Source organism: Bacteroidota bacterium (assembly GCA_013360915.1).
Lineage (GTDB): Bacteria > Bacteroidota > JABWAT01 > JABWAT01 > JABWAT01 > JABWAT01.
On the sequence record JABWAT010000009.1, the window covers coordinates 61,232 to 80,492 of the forward strand.

The following is a 19,261-nucleotide window of genomic DNA, read 5'->3' on the forward strand; positions in this document are numbered from 1 at the left end:
CTGCATTATTCGTTTTTTTGCAGGGAATGAAGACTTCTCCTTTTTCCCCCATTACCAACCGGCTCTGGCAAAGTGGCTCCCAATGTAAACGTCTGTTGTGGTATAAACAACGGGGTCTGAAGGAATCAATTCCTCCCCGGCCCGATTGGCGGACCAGTGTAGCCAAGCATCAGGTTCACGAAGTGGCCCGTCGTTTATTTCCCGGGGGGCGTTTTGCCGCCAGAGGGGAATCCCTGCGGAATGAAGGGACCTGGTTTGATGTCTGGCTGGAAAGCGACCGTTATGCCTGCCGGGCCGATATTCTGGTCCTGAAGGACAAGAACAAGCGGACAGTTGATTTGTACCGGGTCAAATCGGCCACCCGGCTTTATGACCGTTACCTCGATGATGTCGCTTTTCAGACGGTTTGTCTCAGGGCTGCGGGTTTTGTCCCTGACCGGCAGTTCATTATTCACATCAATCCGGCCGCCGACCGACCCGATCCGGATGTTCTGTTTGTGATCTCTGAGGTGACAGACCGGCTCAACGGACGATTGAGATCCATACCAGCAAAGGCCGCCGCCCTTCGCCGGTTACTTCGTCAGGAAAAGGAACCTGGCCGACGTCCCGGGTATCATTGCATGGAATGCGGATTCCGTTCACAATGCTGGCCGGATGAGGTGACTGAACCGGTTTTCTGGCTGCCGGCTCTGAATGATGACCAGCAGCAAATCATCCGGAACCGTGAGTGGCTCGATATCCGTCAGTTGCCCGACTCGTTCCCGGTCAATCAACGACAGGCTCTGATCAGGGAAGTGCATCAAAACCGTCAACCGTTTATTCACCACACGCTGCTTACCGATTCGCTGAGTCAGTTGCGCCAGCCCCTGGCTTTTCTGGATTTTGAGGCAGACAATCCGCCTGTGCCACGATTTCAGGGAATGAAGCCTTTTGGCCAGATTCCATATCAGTTCAGTCTGCTGCTTCACGATGAATCCGGGCAGATGTCTGGCATTGATTATCTGCATCGGGATGGATCAGACCCAAGACCGGGTTTACTGGAAAGATTGAGTGTGCTGAGAAATCACCAGGGCAGCATTGTGGTGTACAATCATCAGTTCGAAAGGCAGATTCTGTCCTTGCTGGCAGCCTGGTCGCCCGATGATGCCGGCTGGCTTGCCGGGGCGGCTTCCCGGTTGTGGGATTTGCAGGAGGTGGTTCAGCATGGGGTGTACCTTCCCGGCTTTCAGGGAAAGTACTCACTGAAGCAGGTCCTGAACGCATTGTATCCCCGGTTCAGTTACGGCACCTTGACTGTTCAATCCGGTCTGGATTCTCAGTATTTATGGAATCATCTGATTGTGAACGGTGGTTCCGAGACCGATTGGCAGGCTCTGCTCGATTATTGCCGGCGCGATACCGAAGGAATGGTGCTGGTTCTGGGAAAACTGAGAGAATGGGTTCAAGGAACCGGAAATCAACCCGATTAACCGGACTGATTCGAGGAGTTTATCTGGAAGGGACCCTGACATGAAAGACCTGCGGCTGATCTGATTCTGCAGGCAGGTGGCGGGTATTCAAAAACTCAATTTTTTTTCTGCTGCAAGGGCAGCCCCGATGATTCCGGCCTGGTTCTGAAGTTTCGCAAGCAGAAGCGGGGCCCGTGTGTGTAAGTGTTTGAAAAATTTGTCTTCCTTCTTGCTGATTCCGCCACCCACAATGATCAGGTCGGGCCACAGCAGGGCTTCCATTTGGGCCAGATAGACGTTAAAACGGCTTGCCCAGGCAGCCCATGAAAGGTCCTTGTTTTTCCGGGTGGCATCAGACGCATATTTCTCGCCGGTCACGCCGTTTTTCAGAAAAATATGGCCGAGTTCCAGATTAGGGACGATCTGCCCGTTCACAAAAAGCACGGCTCCGATTCCCGTTCCCACCGTCAGTATCAGAACGGTTCCTTTCTGGCCGGCTCCATGTCCGAAGGACATTTCTGCAAGACCGGCTGCATCGGCATCATTTAAAACGGTAACCGGCTGACCGGTCACCTGAGAAAACAGATCACGTGCATTGGTCTGAATCCATGACCGGTGGATGTTTGCGGCCGTCATGGCCACACCATGATGAACCACCGATGGAAATCCGACTCCGATCGGACCGGAATATTTCAATGATTTTGTCAGTTCTGATATGGTTTTGGCCACAGAATCAGGGGTGGATGGACTGGGTGTGACCAGACGAAGCCGCTCGGTCAGCAGATCGCCGGTGGTGGTTTCAACGATGGCCCCTTTGATGCCGGATCCGCCGACATCGACTCCCAGAATCTTCATTCTGCACCCCGATTAAGTGATTTTCACTGCAATAAACGAGGTTTATTCAAATAATTCAAACGGAATATCTCTATATTTACCGGCCGGACCTTCCGGTCCGTCTAAACCAGTGTATTTCAGAAACGTCAGGGAGAAACTATGAAAATTGGTGAACGTTTTCACGGTGATGTCGCCGTGATTAAAATTTCTGGCAATCTGATGAGTGGTCCCGAATCGGGAGAGCTGCATCAGGCAGTAAAAAATGTCATTGAAAAAGGCTACCTGAAGGTGGTGATTGACCTGAGTGAAGTTAAGTGGATGAACAGTTCGGGAATCGGCGCCCTGATGGCATCCTACAGTTCACTGGCCGCCAAAAACGGAAAAATCCGTCTGGTCGGTGTTACCGAGAAAATCGAAAGCCTGCTGGTGGTGACGCGCCTGATCAAAACATTCGATACCTTCAAAATGGTAGAAGACGCATTGGTCGGATTCTGAATACAGGTAACAGTACCGGCTGAGGAGTCGGTACTGTTACTATTTGTAAACGCTTTTACCATTTGTAAACGCCTCATTCCCATCCTCCACTCCTTCCGGTGCCCTTCCGGGTGACAAAGTCATCACAGAGGTGTCTGATCAATCTTTTCCTGAATCTTTCCTGTGTGGCACAGGATTTGTCATTAATGACTTATTTGCAGATCAAAACATGACTATTAACCGACGGAAAAACCATGGCGACTCTCGATTGGGAACAACTAAAAATGGCTCACCTCGTATGGCGGATCAATTTCCGGTCCATGCTAAGCGGCGGGTCTGGAAAACTGGAAAGCATTCAGGTCAAAGACCATACACAGTGCGAAATGGGCAAGTGGTTACATGGGGAAGGCATGGCCAAGTATGCTTCCAACCCCATGTTTATGGATCTGGTGGCCTATCATAAGGGTTTCCATGAAATGGCAGCCAAAGCCTATGGTCATTACATTTCGAAAGAAACCCATGAGGCCAATGAATGTCTGGCAAAGATCACCGATCACTCCAACACACTCATGGAAATCATTGATCAATTTAAAGTGATTGCCAGTCCTTCATTGGCTTCACCCTCTTCTCCCGAACCCGCAGATCTGGCCATTGAATGGAAAAAAGAATATGAAATCGGAGTCAGCCAGATCGATGAACAGCATAAGTCTCTGGTGAATGTGATCAATCGTCTGTGGCTGGCCATTAAAAACAGAAATGCCACTCATGAAATTGCCGAGATAATCCATACACTGGAAGACTATACCCGGGTTCATTTTGCGGCCGAAGAAGTTATGCTCGAAACAGTGGGTTATTCCGATCTTGCCGGACATAAGAAAAAACATGCCGAGTTTATTGCCTACCTTTCCGACTACCGGAAACAGGCTGCTGCCGGTTCAAAGGACTTTATGGGGTTGTATGAGTACCTCGGAAAATGGCTGATCAGTCATATTCAGAAGTCGGACCGGAACTATATGGATGAAATCAACAGGAAGAAAACCCCGGTGGAAACCGGATTTTTTGCCAAAATATTTAAGAAAATCTGATAGAAAATTTTATGAAAAACGAAAAAAAATCCACCTCATTGGTTGTACTGTTTATTGATGATGAACCTACCCAGCATCTGGTGATGGATAAAGTGCTGAGTCCGTTGGGCGTAATGGTTATTCATGCCAACAGTGTGCAGGAAGGGGTCGATAAACTGAAAACGGTTCAGGTAAACCTGATTCTGACCGATATTCACATGGAAGGGATGGATGGACTTTCGTTTCTGGCGGTTCTGAAAAAAGACAGGAAACTGAACAAAATTCCGGTGGTCGTGATAACTGGCGATACCTCGAGTGAAAAATCGAAACTGGCCTACGATCAGGGTGCAGTTGGGTTTGTGACCAAACCTGTCCAGCAGGATGACATGGCCCATCTGGTACGCACTTTCGCAGCTTTTGGTGATATTTATGAAACCACTGAGGATACCGACGAATTTTACCTTCGCAAAAAACATAAACTCACGACCACGCTGGCAAAGGATTCGCTGGAGCGGAATTTACCAAAAGCCATGGCCAACTACCTGAACGGACTGAAGGACATTTACGATTTTTCCGTGATTGGGTACTATGAAAAGCAGGCCGATGGTTCCTTTGGACTGGCCAGTGAAGTCGGTGATATCCTTCTGATGGAGGATCTCAGAAAGGTCAATCCTTCCGACTATTCACAGGTTGCCCGCATGCTCAGTGAAGCAGATGAGGTGTTCAGTAATGACTTATTGCGTACCCCATCACCCCTTTTAAAGGTATGGGCCAATCATTACAGTCTGGTGAGTGAAGTATTGCTCCCGTTTTTCCGGGTTGATGACCGCGCGTTTGCCGTGGGTGCCGGCAGCAACCGGAAAAATCTTGCAATCACCGGGTTTTTCTGGGGATTCCGGAGCAGCCTTTTTACCACCCGTGAAGCCGATTTTATCAAACGGCTGTCCGATCAGGCCAATCCGATTCTGTATTCCCTGCTCAGCGCCTCCAAGCGTTAATTCTTCATTAGAAACAACCCGGTCCCATGGTTTCACCTGCCGCTTATGGGGACTATTTGGTATTTTATGGACGGAACGATTGCATCTGACCAATGTAATCACCCGTTTTTGACCAAATAATCAGAGGTAAACCATGGACCGCCGCAAAGTGATCATCATGGGGGCCGCCGGGCGCGACTTCCATAATTTCAACACCCTTTTCCGTCAGAATAAATCAATCGAAGTGGTGGCATTTACTGCCACCCAGATTCCCAATATCGACGACCGGAAATACCCGGCTGAACTGGCCGGTCCCTTATACCCAGAGGGTATTCCCATTTTTCCCGAGGAAGATCTTGAAAAACTGATCCGGAAATTTAAAGCCGATGAGGTGGTTTTCAGTTATTCCGATGTGAATTACCAGTATGTCATGTCACGGGCTTCGAAAGTGAATGCAGCCGGTGCCGATTTCCGGTTCGCCGGCGGAACACCCACCATGATCAAATCGAAAAAACCGGTGATTGCCGTTTGTGCGGTCCGCACCGGATGCGGAAAAAGCCAGACGACCCGCCGGGTCAGTGAAATTCTGAAATCGATGGGTAAAAAAGTGGTGGCCATCCGCCATCCAATGCCATACGGAGACCTGGTTGCTCAGAAGGTTCAGCGGTTTGCTGCTTTAAAGGATCTGGATAAACACCAGTGTACCATCGAAGAACGCGAAGAATATGAACCTCATATCATGACCGGAACCATCATTTATTCCGGTGTGGATTATGAAGCCATTCTGCGGGAAGCAGAAAAAGAAGCCGATGTGATTTTGTGGGATGGCGGAAACAACGATCTGCCATTCTATCAACCCGACCTTCACATCGTGGTAACCGACCCGCTGCGCACCGGTGATGAATTGTTTTATTACCCGGGCGAAACCAATCTGCGTATGGCCGATGTGGTGGTAATAAATAAAATTGATTCGGCCAATTTTGACAACATTGAAGAATTGCGGATGAACATCCGTTCCGTGAATCCGGATGCCATCGTTATCGATGCCGCTTCCCCGGTTACTGTAGAAGACCCGAAGATTATCCGTGGTAAACGGGTGTTGGTGGTCGAAGACGGTCCGACACTGACCCACGGCGAAATGGAATTTGGGGCCGGTGTGATTGCCGCCAGGAAATACGGGGCCTCTGCCATTATTGATCCGCGTCCGTTTGTGGTTGGTGAAATTGCAGCCACGTTTAAGAAATACCCCGGTATCGGAGAGGTGTTGCCTGCCATGGGCTATGGCGATAAACAGATCCGTGATCTCGAAAAAACCATCGAAAAAGCCGATGTGGATTCGGTCATCATTGGCACCCCGATTGATCTGCGCAGGGTTTTGAAGATTAAGAAACCATCGGTTCGTGTGACCTACGATCTGGCTGAAATCGGGACCCCCAACCTGACCGAGGTGCTGCATAACCTGTTCCGGCCGAAAAAGGCGGAAAAGAAACCTGCCGGTAAAAAGGCTGCAACTCACTAAAAGAGAAAGGGGCGTAAGGCCCCTTTTTTAATAGGATTTTGACCAGGAACGGTCGTACTCGTCGGTCCAGTAAAGCTTTGAATCAAACGTTCCATTCACTTTCTCATCATAAGCTGAGGTCAGCACCACGCTGATGACAATCGATTCGCCAGGCTCAAGCGTTCCTCCTGAACCTCCGCCTGTGGCGACAATTGTATTGCCGCTTTTAAGTTTGCTACTGATCCCGACATTGTAAGCCGTATAGGTGGTGCTGTAATTATGAATGGTTACCTTTCCTTCATACCAGACGCCATTCCATGAAGGTCCCGATTGATTGGTAACACCCAAGTCGGGGTGCTGTGTGAAAAGCTCACAACCAGTCAGACCAGTCAATAAAAATGCAAGCAGCAGGTTAAGCACGGCACGTGTCATCTTTGTCTCCATTGTATTGTTGGGATGAGTCTGTGTACGACTATCATCGGTGGAGAGATTCAGACAACAATTGGATTGTTTTTTATGATGACACTTTCCATTTTAAGTAGAACGCATCTAAATAACAGGTCCACACATGGCACTTAACCTGACCAATCCTCTTTCCGTTTCTGTTCTGGTAAACGCACCGCTGCAAACCGCCTGGCACTCGTTTACTGATCCGGACCATATCACTCAATGGAACCAGGCGTCACCCGATTGGCACTGTCCGGCAGCGACTCAGGATCTTCGCCCGGGCGGTAAGTTTTCATCAACCATGGCTGCCCGTGATGGCAGTGCTTCCTTTGAATTTGAAGGACTCTGGGAAACGGTTGAACCATTCTCTTTGCTTGAATACCGGATGACCGATGGACGGGGTGTGACCATCCGTTTTGAGGAAACAACCAGCGGGGTTCTGGTTACAGAAGATTTCGAGGCAGAAAATGTTTATCCCCGGGAATTCCAGCAGCAGGGCTGGCAGGCTATTCTGGAGTCATTCAGGCAGCACACGGAATCGCTCTGATTTTTCTTCTGGCGTAATCCGGTATTCATTTGTGGCGGAAACAAAAAGACCATATTATCCGTAAATGGGTTTTTTCCGGAGAACTCATGAAACGCATGTCTTTTCTTGCAATAGCTGGTCTTTTCATCTGGGGATTGGTTTCCTGCCAATCGGTGCACTCTCAGTTTACTGATGGAGTAAAAGCCGAATTCAGGAAACAACCAATGGCACCCGGCCAGGTACTTACCATAGATGACATTCAACACCTGCCCGTACGGCTTCAGCAGTATCTGGTATTCGCCGGTGCCGTCGGAAAACCAGTCCCGGGTAATTTCAGATTGGTGTTCGATGGACGGATGGTCAGGAAGCCAGGGGCAGAACCCATGGATATGCCCGTTGAACAATACAATTTTTTTGATCGGTATGCACGACATTTCACCATGGGAAGTTCCATTTTTCTGATTCCCTTTGCTGCTGTTCACCAATATTCAGATGAATCTGCATTATTCCAGGTACGGATTGCCTCACTGTATAATACGGTTGACCTGAAAGGGGATACTCTGACACAGGCCGAAACCGTTACCATTCTGAATGATTTGTGTCTGTACAATCCTGCTGCTTTAACCGACCCAAGAATCAGGGCTGATGAAACCGATAGTGGGTGGGTGCGTATCCGGCTGAAAAATGGAAAACATGAGGTTTCTGCTGTATTGGACATTTCACAGGCTGGAGTTCTGAATAACTTTGTCTCCGATGACCGGTATGCACTTGAAGAAAACGGGTCCATGAGAAATGTCCGGTGGAGCACGCCGGTTACCAACTGGAAGGAAGTGGATGGCCGGCGCGTTCCCGGTTGGGGTGCAGCAGTCTATCACTACCCGGAAGGGGACTTTCAATATGCCGATTTTACTTTCCGGTCTGTTGAATATGATGTGAAAGGAGTGGTGGAGTGACCGGTCTGGATAGAAAAAAGCCGGTTGCATTTCATGATTCCTAAGACCCTGAAATGACCTTTTAAAAATTCCTCAGATGATCACCCTCCGCCCCGCAACACCCGATGATCTCCCCCTTCTTCTGGAATGGGATCAGCAGCCACATGTCATCGATTCCGATCCATCCGATGACTGGGACTGGGAAACCGAACTAGTCCGTACACCAGACTGGCGGGAACAACTGATGGCCGAATGGAATGGCCGGCCGGTTGGTTTTATTCAAATCATCGATCCCGATCGTGAAGTAACCCGCTATTGGGGGGAAACCGGTCCTGGTTTCCGTGCCATTGATATCTGGATCGGATGGCCGGAGGATTTGGGGAAAGGGTACGGATCCATGATGATGAAACAGGCCATTGCGCGCTGTTTTTCCGATCCGCTGGTTCATACCATACTGATCGATCCGCTACTGTCGAATATCCGCGCACAAAACTTTTACAGGCGACTTGGATTTATACCGGTCGGTGAACGTCGGTTTAATGAAGATGACTGTCTGGTCATGGAGTTGAAGCGATCTTCCTGATTGTCGCAGATTTTCACCCGGTAAAAGGACACACGTTCATAATCGTTTAAACCCGGCCTCCTTTCTGTGCAATCGGATGGAAATAATCCCGGACCATGCCCATATTTAAAACCGACAATCGCAGTCACAATCATTTTTCCTTTCAACTAGTTCAGAGGTCTTTCATGAACCGCTGGTTTATGGTCACGTTGCTGATTTTTGTACCACTCACTTGCTGGACACAATCCAGGCCCATCAGCCAGAAAGTGGATTCAGTCCTTTCCCTCATGACACTGGAAGAAAAAATCGGACAGTTGAATCAGTACAACGATGACCAGTCTGCCACCGGGCCGGTCACCCTCGATCCCGACAAGGAAGGACAGGTCAGACGGGGTGAGGTTGGATCCATGCTCAATGCAGTCGGTACATTCCGCACCCGCAAGTGGCAGGAAATTGCCATGCAATCCCGGTTAAAAATTCCTCTGATCTTTGGCCAGGATGTTGTTCACGGCTACAAAACCACCTTTCCTGTTCCGCTTGCAGAGTCGTGTTCATGGGACCTTGATGCCATGGAAAGGGCGGCACGGATTGCGGCAATTGAAGCCAGTTCTGCAGGAATACACTGGACGTTTGCTCCCATGGTGGATATCAGCCGGGATCCAAGGTGGGGTCGGGTGATGGAAGGAGCCGGGGAGGATCCGGTTTTAGGAGCGAAAATTGCAGCGGCGAGAGTCAGGGGTTTTCAGGGAAACGGATATGGCTCGACCGACGCGGTTTTGGCTTGCGTGAAACACCTGGCAGCCTACGGAGCAGCCATTGGAGGGCGTGATTACAACTCGGTGGATATGAGTGAACGGATGTTGCGCGAGGTGTATCTGCCCCCTTACAAAGCGGCGGTAAAGGCGGGCGCTGCCACTGTAATGACCTCGTTCAATGACATCAACGGTATTCCGGCCACCATGAACCGGTTTTTATTTCAGACGGTGCTCCGTGATGAATGGGGATTTACCGGATTTGTGGTGAGCGATTGGGGCGCGGTGGGTGAAATGATTAACCACGGGACGGTGGCCAATGAATATGAAGCAGCCCGGGCCGCCATCCTGGCCGGTACCGATATGGATATGGAAAGCCGCAATTATAAGAACAACCTCGCCGCACTGGTAAAAAAGGGTGAAGTCCCCGTTTCTGTCATTGATGAATCAGTCCGGCGTATCCTGAGGAAAAAGTTTGAATTGGGGCTGTTTGAGGATCCTTACAGGTTCAGCAATCCGGATCGGGAAAAGCAGGCATTGAACAATCCGGCACATGTGGAAGCAGCCCGGGACATGGCCCGGAAAAGTATCGTGTTGCTTAAAAACGATAAGGAAACCCTTCCCATCACTCCGAAAGTGAAAACCATCGCCGTCATCGGTCCGCTGGTGAAGGCGGTGAAACAGAACAAAGGGTTTTGGGATGTGGAAGTTCCGGGAGTGGATTCAAACTTTATTGTGACTCAATGGGAAGGGCTCCTTGACCGGGCGGGAAATGAAACAAAACTGATGTATGCCCGCGGGTGCAACATAGAGGGAAGTGATCGGTCAGGATTTGCCGAAGCCGTTGAACAAGCCGGGAAAGCAGACCTGGTCCTTCTCAGTATCGGTGAAAGACGGGACCTGTCAGGTGAAGCAAAAAGCCGCAGCGATATCCGCATTCCCGGTGTTCAGACCGACCTGTTTCTCGAATTGGTCAAAACCGGGAAACCGGTGGTGGTGTTAATCAATGCCGGCCGCCCATTGGTCTTTCCGGAGATTCAGCAGAAAGCCTCTGCCATTTTATATACCTGGTGGCTGGGGTCGGAAGCAGGAAATGCGATCGCGGATGTGCTTTTTGGGGACGACAATCCATCTGGTAAACTGACCATGACCTTTCCCCGGAGTGTGGGACAGATTCCCATGTATCACGCCTATCTGAATACAGGCCGGCCGGCTACCAATGATCAGGACCGGTTTTACCGCAGTGCCTACCTGGATGAATCCATCTATCCGGCCTATGAATTCGGTTATGGCCTCAGTTACACTTCCTTCACTTACTCCGATCTGAAGCTCAGCAAATCCATGATGACTCCGAATGATTCGATTCTGGTTTCCATGAAAGTGACCAACACAGGCAAACGGGATGGGGAAGAGGTGGTGCAATTATACATCAGGGATCGGGTTGCTTCGGTCTCCCGACCTGTTAAGGAGTTAAAGGATTTCAGGAAGGTATTCTTCAGGGCCGGCGAATCGAAAACGGTTGAATTCCGGATTTCCATTGACCATCTCTCCTTTTACAATTCATCGCTGAAGTGGGTGGCTGAACCGGGACTATTCGATATCATGATTGGAAGTTCCTCTGCAGATATCCGCCTTCGGGGCGTGTTGGAATTGAACTGAACCGATACGGACAGTCCTTCCGGTAACGGGTTGCCTCTCTGTCCGGCGAAGGGCCTGTTGCTGTTGGGGGATGATTTTTATATAATTTCGCAAATTGCGAAACGCATAGTGCGTAACGCATACTGTGAAGATCAGGGGAAATGATCATGAATCCATTTTTGCTGAAAGGGTATCGGGGTCCCGACTATTTCTGTGATCGGGAAACCGAAACGGAAACCATCTGCATGTCGTTGAGGAATGGGGTGGATGTAACGCTCTATGCCTATAGACGGTTGGGAAAATCGGCCTTGATCCGGCATGTGTTTCATCATCTTGAGGATGAGTTCTACTGCATTTTCACCGATCTGTGGGGAACCAAATCCATGCAGGATTTCTGTGCAGAGCTGGGGAATGCGGTTTTAAGAAGTCAGGCGTTTTCGGAACGCGGATTTGCCAACCGGCTGAAGGAATTTATTCAGGCGATCGGATTGTCGGTGTCGGTGGGTCCCGATGGAATGCCAGGTGTGGAAATGAGCCTGCTGTCTCCCGATCGGTCTTTCCGCAGTCTGGAAGAAACCTTGCGGTTTATCAGTTCGCTGGATAAGCCGGTCGTTCTGGCCTTTGATGAATTCCAGGATGTGAGAAAATACCGGGATGGCGCATCCATGGAGGTGAAACTGCGGACGCTGAGCCAGCAATTTACCAACATCCGGTTCATATACGCGGGCAGTGAAAAATATCTGATGTCGGATATTTTCAATGATTATGCCTCGCCGTTTTTCCAATCCACGCGGATGCTGAGTCTGAAACCGGTGCAGGCCGATCTGTACGCCGCATTTATACTGAAACATTTCGAAAAGGGTGGCATCCGTATTCATCCGGAGGTGATCAGGCATATTTTGGAAATGACCCATCAGCATACCTATTACGTTCAGGCTATTTGTAATGCGCTTTACAGCCAGAAGCAGGATGTGGGGTCGGTTGCGGAATTCGGCCGGTTTTTCATCCCCTTTCTGGAGGAAAAACGGGTCTTCTATGAGGAACTACCTGCCCGGTTGTCTCACAATCAATTTAAAGTGCTTGTGGCCATAGCGCGTATCGGTGTTGTGGATCAACCCTTTTCGCATCATTTTCTGAAAGTGAGTGGCATCATCGGTTCCAGTTCGATGAAACGCACGTTTAACACGTTGCTTTCCCAGCAATTGATCATTGAAGACACCGATGGTTACCGGTTGTATGATGTGTTTCTGGAACAATACCTGCGTGTGGGAAGGTAAGAAATTGGTCCTCTGGCAAAGGGGTTTTGGAATGTAAAATTGCGCAATATGCGAAACGCAAAGTGCGCAATGGATGCGGGAGTGGGATAAGTTCACTTGCTTTGGTTGAAAAAATTGAGTTGTTTAATCATCATTAAAGGATACAAAACTATGAGATGCTTATTTCTGTTGGTTGGACTGCTGGTTTCCGGAACCGTGGTTGCACAAACCGACACTCTGAAATCCGCTCAGTTGAAAGAACAGGTCCGGCAGAGGGAGATTGCATTCGCTCAAACCATGGCCGACCGTAAACCCGACCTCTTCATGTCCTTTGTGTCTGAGGAGGCGGTTTTTCTGAACGATGGAGATCCCCTGGTGGGAAAGGAAGCCATCGCAGCCCATTGGATGCGGTACTTTGAAGGTGAAAAGGCGCCGTTTTCATGGAAACCTGATCAGGTGGAGGTTTCCGGGTCGGGGACACTCGGACAGACCACCGGTCCGGTTTATTCACCTGAAGGGAAACTCATCCTCCGGTTTTATTCGACCTGGAAGCTGGAACCGGATGGCGTCTGGCGGATCGTGTTTGATAACGGATACATGGTTTGTGAATAACGACTGGCTGAGGAAGACCCGGTTCATACGTTTTAACGCGGAAAACGCAAAGAATATGGACGCAAAGGCGCGAAGCCGCAAAGATTTTTTGATTTTCAATACATAAACCTCTGCGGTCTTTGCTATTCTCTGCTGCCTTTGCGGTTAAATTCCTTCACCTCAGAGAGCACAAAGGCGTTTTGCGTTCCGGTTTAAAAGGAAACGGACGCTCCGATTACCACCGTCCGGTTGCCGAAGAAGCTTTGAATCGGCGTTTTTCTGGTATAATCCGAATTCCATGAATAGCCCATCGGATTGCTGGTATCCAGACAATTGAGCAGTTCTGCATATCCAACCAGAAACAGGTGATCAAAAAAAGTATTGGTATAGGTGATCCGGAAATCCAGACGATGGTAGAACGGAAGCCGGGCTGAATGTGTTTCTCCGTAGACCGGTGAGAAGAGTCCGGAGGTGCTGTCCTGAATTCCGGCTGAGACGGGTGTGTAGGGTTTCCCGGTAGCCAGTTTCAGATTCCAGCCGATCTGCCAGAACGGATTCAGGTATTTCTTTGCAACCCAGGTCAGGTTGTGGGTAATATCGGCAGGTGAGGGAGCCTGTTGGGTATAATCGAGCCATTTTCGCTCTGAAACGGCCCACCCGTAACTGATCCATCCTTCAATTTCCATTCCGATTGTTCCCTTGTAAACCACATCCAGGCCACGGGCATATCCCGTTCCCTCTGAAGTGAAGCTGGCTCCCGATTTCAGTGGCAGATCGTGGTAAGTTTTATTCCAGATTTCCAGGCGGCAGGTTCTGTCGTCAGATCCTTCCCAGGTCACCGAACCCACGGTGTGGATAGCCGACATGGCAGGCAGGGGCGTGGTGATCAGCGGTCGATCTGAAATGGGTATCCATGCAGATTGATGGAAAATGCCCCAATTCAGACTGGCAGTCCATTGTTTGGATAGCAGTCCTGAAATGGTCAATCTGGGGTCGGCAGTGGGAGATCGCCGGTCGGCGCTGTGATCGAGACGGACTCCGGCACGGGTGGCAAGTGCAGGTATCCCAAACCAACCGGCTTGCTCCCATTCAACATATCCGCCACCCGACGTGATGGATTGAACGGGATGAATGGTCTGGTAAGCGGCACCCAAACGGTAATCATTCTGTGAGGCTGGTACTTTCCCGATAAATTCATCCTTCCGGAGTCTGAATTCCCCGCCTGTATACCACTTTTGACCGTTTTTTCCGATCCATTCCAGATCGGTCCGGGTTTGCAGCGACCGGTCCTTCTCATCGAGGTCCAGAACACCGAGTTTCCAGTTTCGGAGAAATTGGGTGACGGAAATATTGGATTTTATAATCAGCTGACGATTCCACACATCGGAAACGGCCATCCCCACATGCTGATTACCCGATTGTCCTTCGAATTGGGAGCTTCCTTCCGGACGGTCCACATGGACGCCCTGCTGATCGGATGACGCCAGCACCGTTGCTTTCATTCTCCCTGTTTCTGAATAGCTGTAGCTGAAGGTTCCGCCGGATGTCCAGCCGGAAGGATAGGATGTGAAGGGCCGCGTGTTCTGGTTAAGTTTCATCAGAAGTCCGGTTTCACTTTTTTTGAAGTACAGATTCAATCCGGCCTTTTCTCTGACCAGGGGAAGGGTGGTCTGAATGTCCCAGCCAGCCACATTCCAGCCCGTGTTGATCCGGAAATCGGTCGGTTCATTCCGTGTCTCTATATCGAGAACTCCCGACAGGGCATTGCCATATTTGGCCGGAAATCCGCCGGAAGAGAACCAGAGATTTTTTACCATGGTAGGAGGAAGTAGTGAAAAAAGTCCGCCATAGGCCGATTCAAACGTGGTCGGATGGAAAATGGCTGACTGATCAACCAGAACCGTTGATTCCATGGGATCGCCGCCACGGATGTACAAATCGGCACTTTCAGAAACAGGAGTCAGACCCGGAAGGGTTTTCAGCATTTGAAAAATGTCGGCAGCACCGCCCGGTGTGGTTACAATTTCCATCGGACTGACGGGTAATCCCGACACGGACTCGGTGCTGTAGGACGACCCGGTCACCACCAGTTCAGATAGTGCGATATCCTGTTCCTCAAGAACCACCCGAACCTTGACTGGCTTGCCGGTACCCAGTTTCACAGTGACCACTTTCCGCTGGTAGCCTACCAGACTGATCTGAATCTGACCCACGCCGGTTTCCCTGGTGAGAAAGGAGAAGGACCCTGTTTCATCTGTCATGGCACCAGAGGTGGTTCCCAGTAAAATGACATTCACATAGCCAAGCGGTTCTTCAGAAACAGACGTCACTGTTCCAGAAACCGGAGTCTGTGCCAGGACCCTTTCCGTCGTTGCTGATAAAAGGATTCCGGTAAGGATGAGGGGAAAATGGAATCGGGTTTTCATGATTTACTCAGGAAATTTTTCGTTAATCATGGGCAGCAGTCGTTGTCTGATCATCCCGTAGTCGGGTTGAATAGAAAGGGCGCGTTCGCACCATTTCCGGGCAGAATCTCCGTTCCCCAGTTTAAACTCTGCCTGAGCAGCCCAGGCGCAGGATTCTGCAAACCCGAGATGGTCGGCCGGAGGTGCCTGTCTGGCCACTGCCTCAAATGACTTAACGGATTGGGTGAAGAAACTGAGGGCCTTTTCAGCACTTCCGCCAAACATGGCCGGGGTAAAGAAATACATCATTCCTCTGATCAGATGGAGGCGCGGGTGATCGGGCCGGAGATCCTCAGCTTCATCGAGCCATCCGTGAATCTTAAATGAAAGCAGGGCGGCCGAGGCTCCGCCCGAAACCGATAGTTTATTCATGGTGATCGCCGCTTTGAGAACCAGACCATCCGCTTCAAATCCTTTTACCTCGCTGAGTTTTTCGGCCACTTTCATGTTGGCGTCGTAGGAGTCGGTAACCTTGTCTCCCATTTTCCTGGTCATGTAGTACGTCCCCAACTGGTACCGGGCCCATCCGGCCCCGATCAGGGCCTGTCCGTTTCCGGGCTGACGTTCAGACAGGCTGTCAAACCGATTTATGGCCTTCAGCAGGGTGGTTTCATCAAACCGGTTTATACCAGTCTGAAGCAGCGTGTAAGCAGAACGGATGTCGTCAGATTCCGGACTTCCGGTCAGCAGCATGAGGGTAAGCATGGTCGTAAGCATGTGATTCTCCTTTGATAAAGTACTTTATAAAACAAAGTATTGGTGTAAAAAAAGGGGCCTATTTTCCCAGAAGTTTTCCGATCTGATCGATGTAGACCTTAAAAGCGGTACGTCCCTCTTCGGTCAATTGATATTTGCTTGAAGGTTTCCGTTCGATAAACGATTTGGTCACCTTCAGATAGCCGGCTTCTTCCAGTTTCTTCAGGCTGACGCTCAGATTGCCATCGGTGGCGTTCACCTGTTTTTTTAAAAAGGTGAAATCAGCCTCTGTGACGGTCATGAGAACGGCCATGACCGCCAGTCGGATCCGGGAATGAATGATGTCATCCAGTTTTTTGTAATCGAAATCGGTCATGGTCAGGAGACTTTTCGGGCTTCACGGTACAGAATAATTCCCGGAATGATCTGACCGGTTATGAGAATGAAGGACATGACCAGCAGACTTTCCAGATTAGGGAAAAAGAATAAATAGATGGCACCTGCCCACCAGTAAAATGACAGGGCTGTTACCCATTTTTTCTGATAAACGATGCCGGAAAGGTAGTAGGCAATGGCCATAACGGTTGCAATGGCCGGTGATATATAAGCGTTTTGAAGTGCACCCGACCATGGTGCAATGAACCCGAAAATGGTGGCGGCAATACCGACCGACAGCCAGGTCCCTTTCAGGATTTTTCCTGCAAGGGTCGGGGCGGTTTCCCGTTTCTTAAAGCTCCCTCGGGTGAAGGCAAATACCCATCCGGAGGCAACCAGAAGGATCCACATCCAGGTTCCGATGCTCTTATAAAAGCCGAACAGAATACCAAAATAGGTGCCGATCAGGCCAGTGGTGATCAGGATTCCCCACACCATAAAATCAATGGTTCGTTCCCTGATAATGATCTGACTGTCCGCCATGAGTTGCCTGATGAAGGTCAGATCATCCAATGCTTTCTGCTGGTCCATGGTACCTCCGATAAAGTACTTTATAAAACAAAGTTATAGGTCAAAAATAAGGTTGTCAAGCAGACAACCAACGGGTTCTACGGTGGGGAGGTTGAAATGGTTGCAATTCGGTTAAACGCAATGGCGCAAAGAATATGGACGCGAAGGCGCTAAATTCAATGCATTTTAACGCGGAGAGCGCAAAGGGTAAATTCAGAAGAACACAAAGGGTTTCTTGTTTTAAGTACAGGAAAATCAGCTCAATCTGTTGGGATGATGTATGCACTAAGAGGATTTTTTAATGACCGGGTTGAAGAATATCGGGCCTCAGAGCATCGGTTTAAAGCTTTATATGATGCATTCTTTCATACAATCGGAGAATGGCGATACCAAATGAATAAGGCGAAGGCTGCAAAAGAAAGATACATCGTTTCAAGAAGGGCAGTTGATAACCTTGATATTGCAACTCAAGACCTGACCAACGACCTTAACATTGAAACTGAAACCGTAACTTTGCATATGCAAGGAATAAGTAAGGGGTGGCAGGATTACTGCCGTCAGACGCAGTTTGAAGATGTTGGGTTCAAAGTGGAGAACTATTCGGTGTTGCCAGAATTGTTGACTTATGATTGCAATGAACCCCTTACCTATGACTATTATGTAACCCGAACGAATATCCTTTCCATCAACACGGTTGAAACCGATGGGATGATTGCCTTGAAGAACCAGAAACCAACCAATGCTGAGGGGGCGTGGTATTTGGCACCAAACACAAACTCAAACGATGGCCATAACCATGCTGCTGCCCTGTGGGTCGTGAAACCCTGGAACAAACAGGAAACCGAAACCATGCGTGAAGCGAAAAGGTGGATCAGGCTTAAATCACAGAATAATTAATATGAAGTGGTTGAATATCTTATATTTTTTGTTATTTGCCTTACTTCATTTTTCATGTGAAAATAATGGGGGGGGCTCCTCATCTGTCATAAAGAAAATCTGGTCAATCAAGCTAAATAAACTTGAGGGATCACAAGGTTTTGAATTGCCATCCATTGATGGTAACTATGCCTACTTTCCGAATGGTCCAAATATCGAATGCAGGGAACTTTCAACAGGAAAACTGATCTGGAGTTATAAAATAGTTGGTGGAGGAAGAGACTATCATGGCTCCAATTTCTCATTTAACTCCAATTTAATTGTAATAAATGATCTATTCTCAACCGTTTCCCTAAATAAATTTACAGGTGAGTTTATTTGGATGGCCCCTGATTCAGGTATACAACGGGATTATGGGGGAATGAGTTGGATTGATGAGGATTATGGTTACCGGCATCCATTCGTGACTACTCCAAAGACATTTATTCAATATGATTTAATAACTGGAAACACAATCCGTTCTATTATTTCCGATTCAGGGGGCGTTCAATCAATCATTTCCAATCAAGGCGGAATATTTATTGGAACTATTAAAGAAGTTAGAAACGCTAATAATGAACCTTTAATGGAATTCGGAACCGTAACAAGATACAATAATAATTCAGGGTTATTGGAATATTCAATTAAAGCAAAACCACGCTGGTTCGTAAATACGAATGGATATGGATTCTATTTGCAAACATATCAGAATACATTTTCTGTTCCAGTCCTGAAAGATAAAACAGGGTATAATGTCTTTTATGATGGTACAACGATTAAATTCGACCTTGAGACTGGTGAATTAGTTTGGAAGTATGAGTTGCCTATAACAAACTACCGACGAGATTTTCCCGGAGCCATCAGTGTATTCCCAGATGAAGAAAAAGGCCTTGTCTTCGTCACCGGCGGCAGGGATAGCTGGTTCTGTCTGGATATGGAAACCGGCAAGCAACTCTATTGGAAGCGGTTGTCGGAATATGATGGCATGATTGATCCATCCAGTTACGATGGCAACCGGTATGTGTTTAAGCCGCATACCTATGGCCAGTATGAATGGTACATCATCGACATCACCACCGGCGAGGTGGTCGAGGAATTCGATATCCCCGATGATTCCATCCTCTCGCAGGATGTGAAGAACGGGTACGTGGCTGCCTTCGGGGTCGGGAGTTTCTACGTATTTAAAATCGTCCGGTAAAATACATTTTAACGCGAAGGACGCAAAGTGTTCATAACCAAGG

The 19,261-nt window shown here is 48.9% G+C and carries 19 protein-coding genes; 13 read left to right on the forward strand and 6 right to left on the reverse strand.

All coding sequences use genetic code 11. The features are described from left to right. The first annotated feature begins 26 nt into the window (after positions 1-26). Positions 27-1,469: a DUF2779 domain-containing protein gene (locus tag HUU10_10800; protein NUQ82084.1), complete on the forward strand. Its 1,443-nt coding sequence runs from the start codon at positions 27-29 to the stop codon at positions 1,467-1,469. A gap of 87 nt (positions 1,470-1,556) precedes the next feature. On the opposite strand, the gene HUU10_10805 is transcribed toward HUU10_10800, so the two are convergent. Then, complete coding sequence (locus tag HUU10_10805) at positions 1,557-2,303, reverse strand: ROK family protein (GenBank protein NUQ82085.1); 747 nt, start codon at positions 2,301-2,303, stop codon at positions 1,557-1,559. 138 nt (positions 2,304-2,441) lie between these two features. Here HUU10_10805 and HUU10_10810 point away from each other — a divergent pair, with 138 nt between their 5' ends. The 4 genes from HUU10_10810 (at position 2,442) to HUU10_10825 (ending at position 6,316) form a co-directional block, all read left to right on the forward strand. After that, positions 2,442-2,777, forward strand: coding sequence for an STAS domain-containing protein (locus tag HUU10_10810; GenBank protein ID NUQ82086.1), 336 nt, complete (start codon positions 2,442-2,444; stop codon positions 2,775-2,777). 233 nt (positions 2,778-3,010) lie between these two features. Beyond that, complete coding sequence (locus HUU10_10815; GenBank protein NUQ82087.1) at positions 3,011-3,841, forward strand: bacteriohemerythrin; 831 nt, start codon at positions 3,011-3,013, stop codon at positions 3,839-3,841. Positions 3,842-3,852: 11 nt separating this feature from the next. Then, entirely contained in the window at positions 3,853-4,818 is a 966-nt protein-coding gene (locus HUU10_10820; GenBank protein NUQ82088.1) for a response regulator, read from the forward strand. Between the two features lie 133 nt (positions 4,819-4,951). Continuing rightward, positions 4,952-6,316 carry a GTPase gene (locus tag HUU10_10825; protein NUQ82089.1) on the forward strand — a complete coding sequence of 455 codons (1,365 nt, stop codon included), beginning with the start codon at positions 4,952-4,954 and terminating at the stop codon, positions 6,314-6,316. A 27-nt stretch (positions 6,317-6,343) separates the two neighbouring features. Here the strand turns inward: HUU10_10825 and HUU10_10830 are convergent, their stop codons facing one another. Next, positions 6,344-6,727: a hypothetical protein gene (locus HUU10_10830; GenBank protein ID NUQ82090.1), complete on the reverse strand. Its 384-nt coding sequence runs from the start codon at positions 6,725-6,727 to the stop codon at positions 6,344-6,346. A 136-nt stretch (positions 6,728-6,863) separates the two neighbouring features. Here HUU10_10830 and HUU10_10835 point away from each other — a divergent pair, with 136 nt between their 5' ends. From HUU10_10835 to HUU10_10860, 6 genes are all read left to right on the forward strand, one after another. Beyond that, positions 6,864-7,289 (forward strand): SRPBCC domain-containing protein, encoded by a 426-nt coding sequence (locus tag HUU10_10835; GenBank protein ID NUQ82091.1) that lies wholly within the window; start codon positions 6,864-6,866, stop codon positions 7,287-7,289. Positions 7,290-7,375: 86 nt separating this feature from the next. Next, positions 7,376-8,221 (forward strand): hypothetical protein, encoded by an 846-nt coding sequence (locus HUU10_10840; GenBank protein NUQ82092.1) that lies wholly within the window; start codon positions 7,376-7,378, stop codon positions 8,219-8,221. 76 nt (positions 8,222-8,297) lie between these two features. After that, complete coding sequence (locus HUU10_10845) at positions 8,298-8,783, forward strand: GNAT family N-acetyltransferase (GenBank protein NUQ82093.1); 486 nt, start codon at positions 8,298-8,300, stop codon at positions 8,781-8,783. A 164-nt stretch (positions 8,784-8,947) separates the two neighbouring features. Further along, positions 8,948-11,173, forward strand: a complete 2,226-nt coding sequence (locus HUU10_10850; GenBank protein NUQ82094.1) for a glycoside hydrolase family 3 C-terminal domain-containing protein — start codon at positions 8,948-8,950, stop codon at positions 11,171-11,173. Between the two features lie 146 nt (positions 11,174-11,319). After that, positions 11,320-12,429, forward strand: a complete 1,110-nt coding sequence (locus HUU10_10855; protein NUQ82095.1) for an ATP-binding protein — start codon at positions 11,320-11,322, stop codon at positions 12,427-12,429. A 150-nt stretch (positions 12,430-12,579) separates the two neighbouring features. Continuing rightward, on the forward strand, positions 12,580-13,020 hold the full coding sequence (locus HUU10_10860; protein ID NUQ82096.1) for a nuclear transport factor 2 family protein: 441 nt from the start codon (positions 12,580-12,582) through the stop codon (positions 13,018-13,020). Between the two features lie 191 nt (positions 13,021-13,211). Here the strand turns inward: HUU10_10860 and HUU10_10865 are convergent, their stop codons facing one another. From HUU10_10865 to HUU10_10880, 4 genes are read right to left on the reverse strand one after another with little or no spacing between them, the layout of a single operon-like run. Next, positions 13,212-15,425, reverse strand: a complete 2,214-nt coding sequence (locus HUU10_10865; protein ID NUQ82097.1) for a TonB-dependent receptor — start codon at positions 15,423-15,425, stop codon at positions 13,212-13,214. Between the two features lie 3 nt (positions 15,426-15,428). Next, the gene (locus HUU10_10870; protein ID NUQ82098.1) at positions 15,429-16,181 is read right to left on the reverse strand and encodes a hypothetical protein; all 753 of its coding nucleotides are present in this window, start codon (positions 16,179-16,181) and stop codon (positions 15,429-15,431) included. A 58-nt stretch (positions 16,182-16,239) separates the two neighbouring features. Beyond that, a complete protein-coding gene (locus tag HUU10_10875; protein ID NUQ82099.1) occupies positions 16,240-16,536 on the reverse strand; it encodes a transcriptional regulator in 297 nt (98 codons plus the stop codon). Positions 16,537-16,538: 2 nt separating this feature from the next. Next, the gene (locus HUU10_10880) at positions 16,539-17,126 is read right to left on the reverse strand and encodes a hypothetical protein (protein NUQ82100.1); all 588 of its coding nucleotides are present in this window, start codon (positions 17,124-17,126) and stop codon (positions 16,539-16,541) included. A gap of 252 nt (positions 17,127-17,378) precedes the next feature. Between HUU10_10880 and HUU10_10885 the strand changes: the two genes are divergently transcribed. Together HUU10_10885 and HUU10_10890 are read left to right on the forward strand one after the other, a co-directional pair. Beyond that, positions 17,379-18,002 carry a hypothetical protein gene (locus tag HUU10_10885; protein NUQ82101.1) on the forward strand — a complete coding sequence of 208 codons (624 nt, stop codon included), beginning with the start codon at positions 17,379-17,381 and terminating at the stop codon, positions 18,000-18,002. A gap of 1 nt (position 18,003) precedes the next feature. Further along, a complete protein-coding gene (locus HUU10_10890; GenBank protein NUQ82102.1) occupies positions 18,004-19,218 on the forward strand; it encodes a PQQ-binding-like beta-propeller repeat protein in 1,215 nt (404 codons plus the stop codon). The last annotated feature ends 43 nt before the right edge of the window (positions 19,219-19,261 follow it).

Excerpts from the sequence above, each read along its gene's own strand:
- HUU10_10800 (NUQ82084.1), top strand. The coding sequence starts at position 27 with ATGAAGACTTCTCCTTTTTCCCCCATTACCAACCGGCTCTGGCAAAGT.
- HUU10_10805 (NUQ82085.1), bottom strand. The coding sequence starts at position 2,303 with ATGAAGATTCTGGGAGTCGATGTCGGCGGATCCGGCATCAAAGGGGCC.
- HUU10_10810 (NUQ82086.1), top strand. The coding sequence starts at position 2,442 with ATGAAAATTGGTGAACGTTTTCACGGTGATGTCGCCGTGATTAAAATT.
- HUU10_10815 (NUQ82087.1), top strand. The coding sequence starts at position 3,011 with ATGGCGACTCTCGATTGGGAACAACTAAAAATGGCTCACCTCGTATGG.
- HUU10_10820 (NUQ82088.1), top strand. The coding sequence starts at position 3,853 with ATGAAAAACGAAAAAAAATCCACCTCATTGGTTGTACTGTTTATTGAT.
- HUU10_10825 (NUQ82089.1), top strand. The coding sequence starts at position 4,952 with ATGGACCGCCGCAAAGTGATCATCATGGGGGCCGCCGGGCGCGACTTC.
- HUU10_10830 (NUQ82090.1), bottom strand. The coding sequence starts at position 6,727 with ATGACACGTGCCGTGCTTAACCTGCTGCTTGCATTTTTATTGACTGGT.
- HUU10_10835 (NUQ82091.1), top strand. The coding sequence starts at position 6,864 with ATGGCACTTAACCTGACCAATCCTCTTTCCGTTTCTGTTCTGGTAAAC.
- HUU10_10840 (NUQ82092.1), top strand. The coding sequence starts at position 7,376 with ATGAAACGCATGTCTTTTCTTGCAATAGCTGGTCTTTTCATCTGGGGA.
- HUU10_10845 (NUQ82093.1), top strand. The coding sequence starts at position 8,298 with ATGATCACCCTCCGCCCCGCAACACCCGATGATCTCCCCCTTCTTCTG.
- HUU10_10850 (NUQ82094.1), top strand. The coding sequence starts at position 8,948 with ATGAACCGCTGGTTTATGGTCACGTTGCTGATTTTTGTACCACTCACT.
- HUU10_10855 (NUQ82095.1), top strand. The coding sequence starts at position 11,320 with ATGAATCCATTTTTGCTGAAAGGGTATCGGGGTCCCGACTATTTCTGT.
- HUU10_10860 (NUQ82096.1), top strand. The coding sequence starts at position 12,580 with ATGAGATGCTTATTTCTGTTGGTTGGACTGCTGGTTTCCGGAACCGTG.
- HUU10_10865 (NUQ82097.1), bottom strand. The coding sequence starts at position 15,425 with ATGAAAACCCGATTCCATTTTCCCCTCATCCTTACCGGAATCCTTTTA.
- HUU10_10870 (NUQ82098.1), bottom strand. The coding sequence starts at position 16,181 with ATGCTTACGACCATGCTTACCCTCATGCTGCTGACCGGAAGTCCGGAA.
- HUU10_10875 (NUQ82099.1), bottom strand. The coding sequence starts at position 16,536 with ATGACCGATTTCGATTACAAAAAACTGGATGACATCATTCATTCCCGG.
- HUU10_10880 (NUQ82100.1), bottom strand. The coding sequence starts at position 17,126 with ATGGACCAGCAGAAAGCATTGGATGATCTGACCTTCATCAGGCAACTC.
- HUU10_10885 (NUQ82101.1), top strand. The coding sequence starts at position 17,379 with ATGATGTATGCACTAAGAGGATTTTTTAATGACCGGGTTGAAGAATAT.
- HUU10_10890 (NUQ82102.1), top strand. The coding sequence starts at position 18,004 with ATGAAGTGGTTGAATATCTTATATTTTTTGTTATTTGCCTTACTTCAT.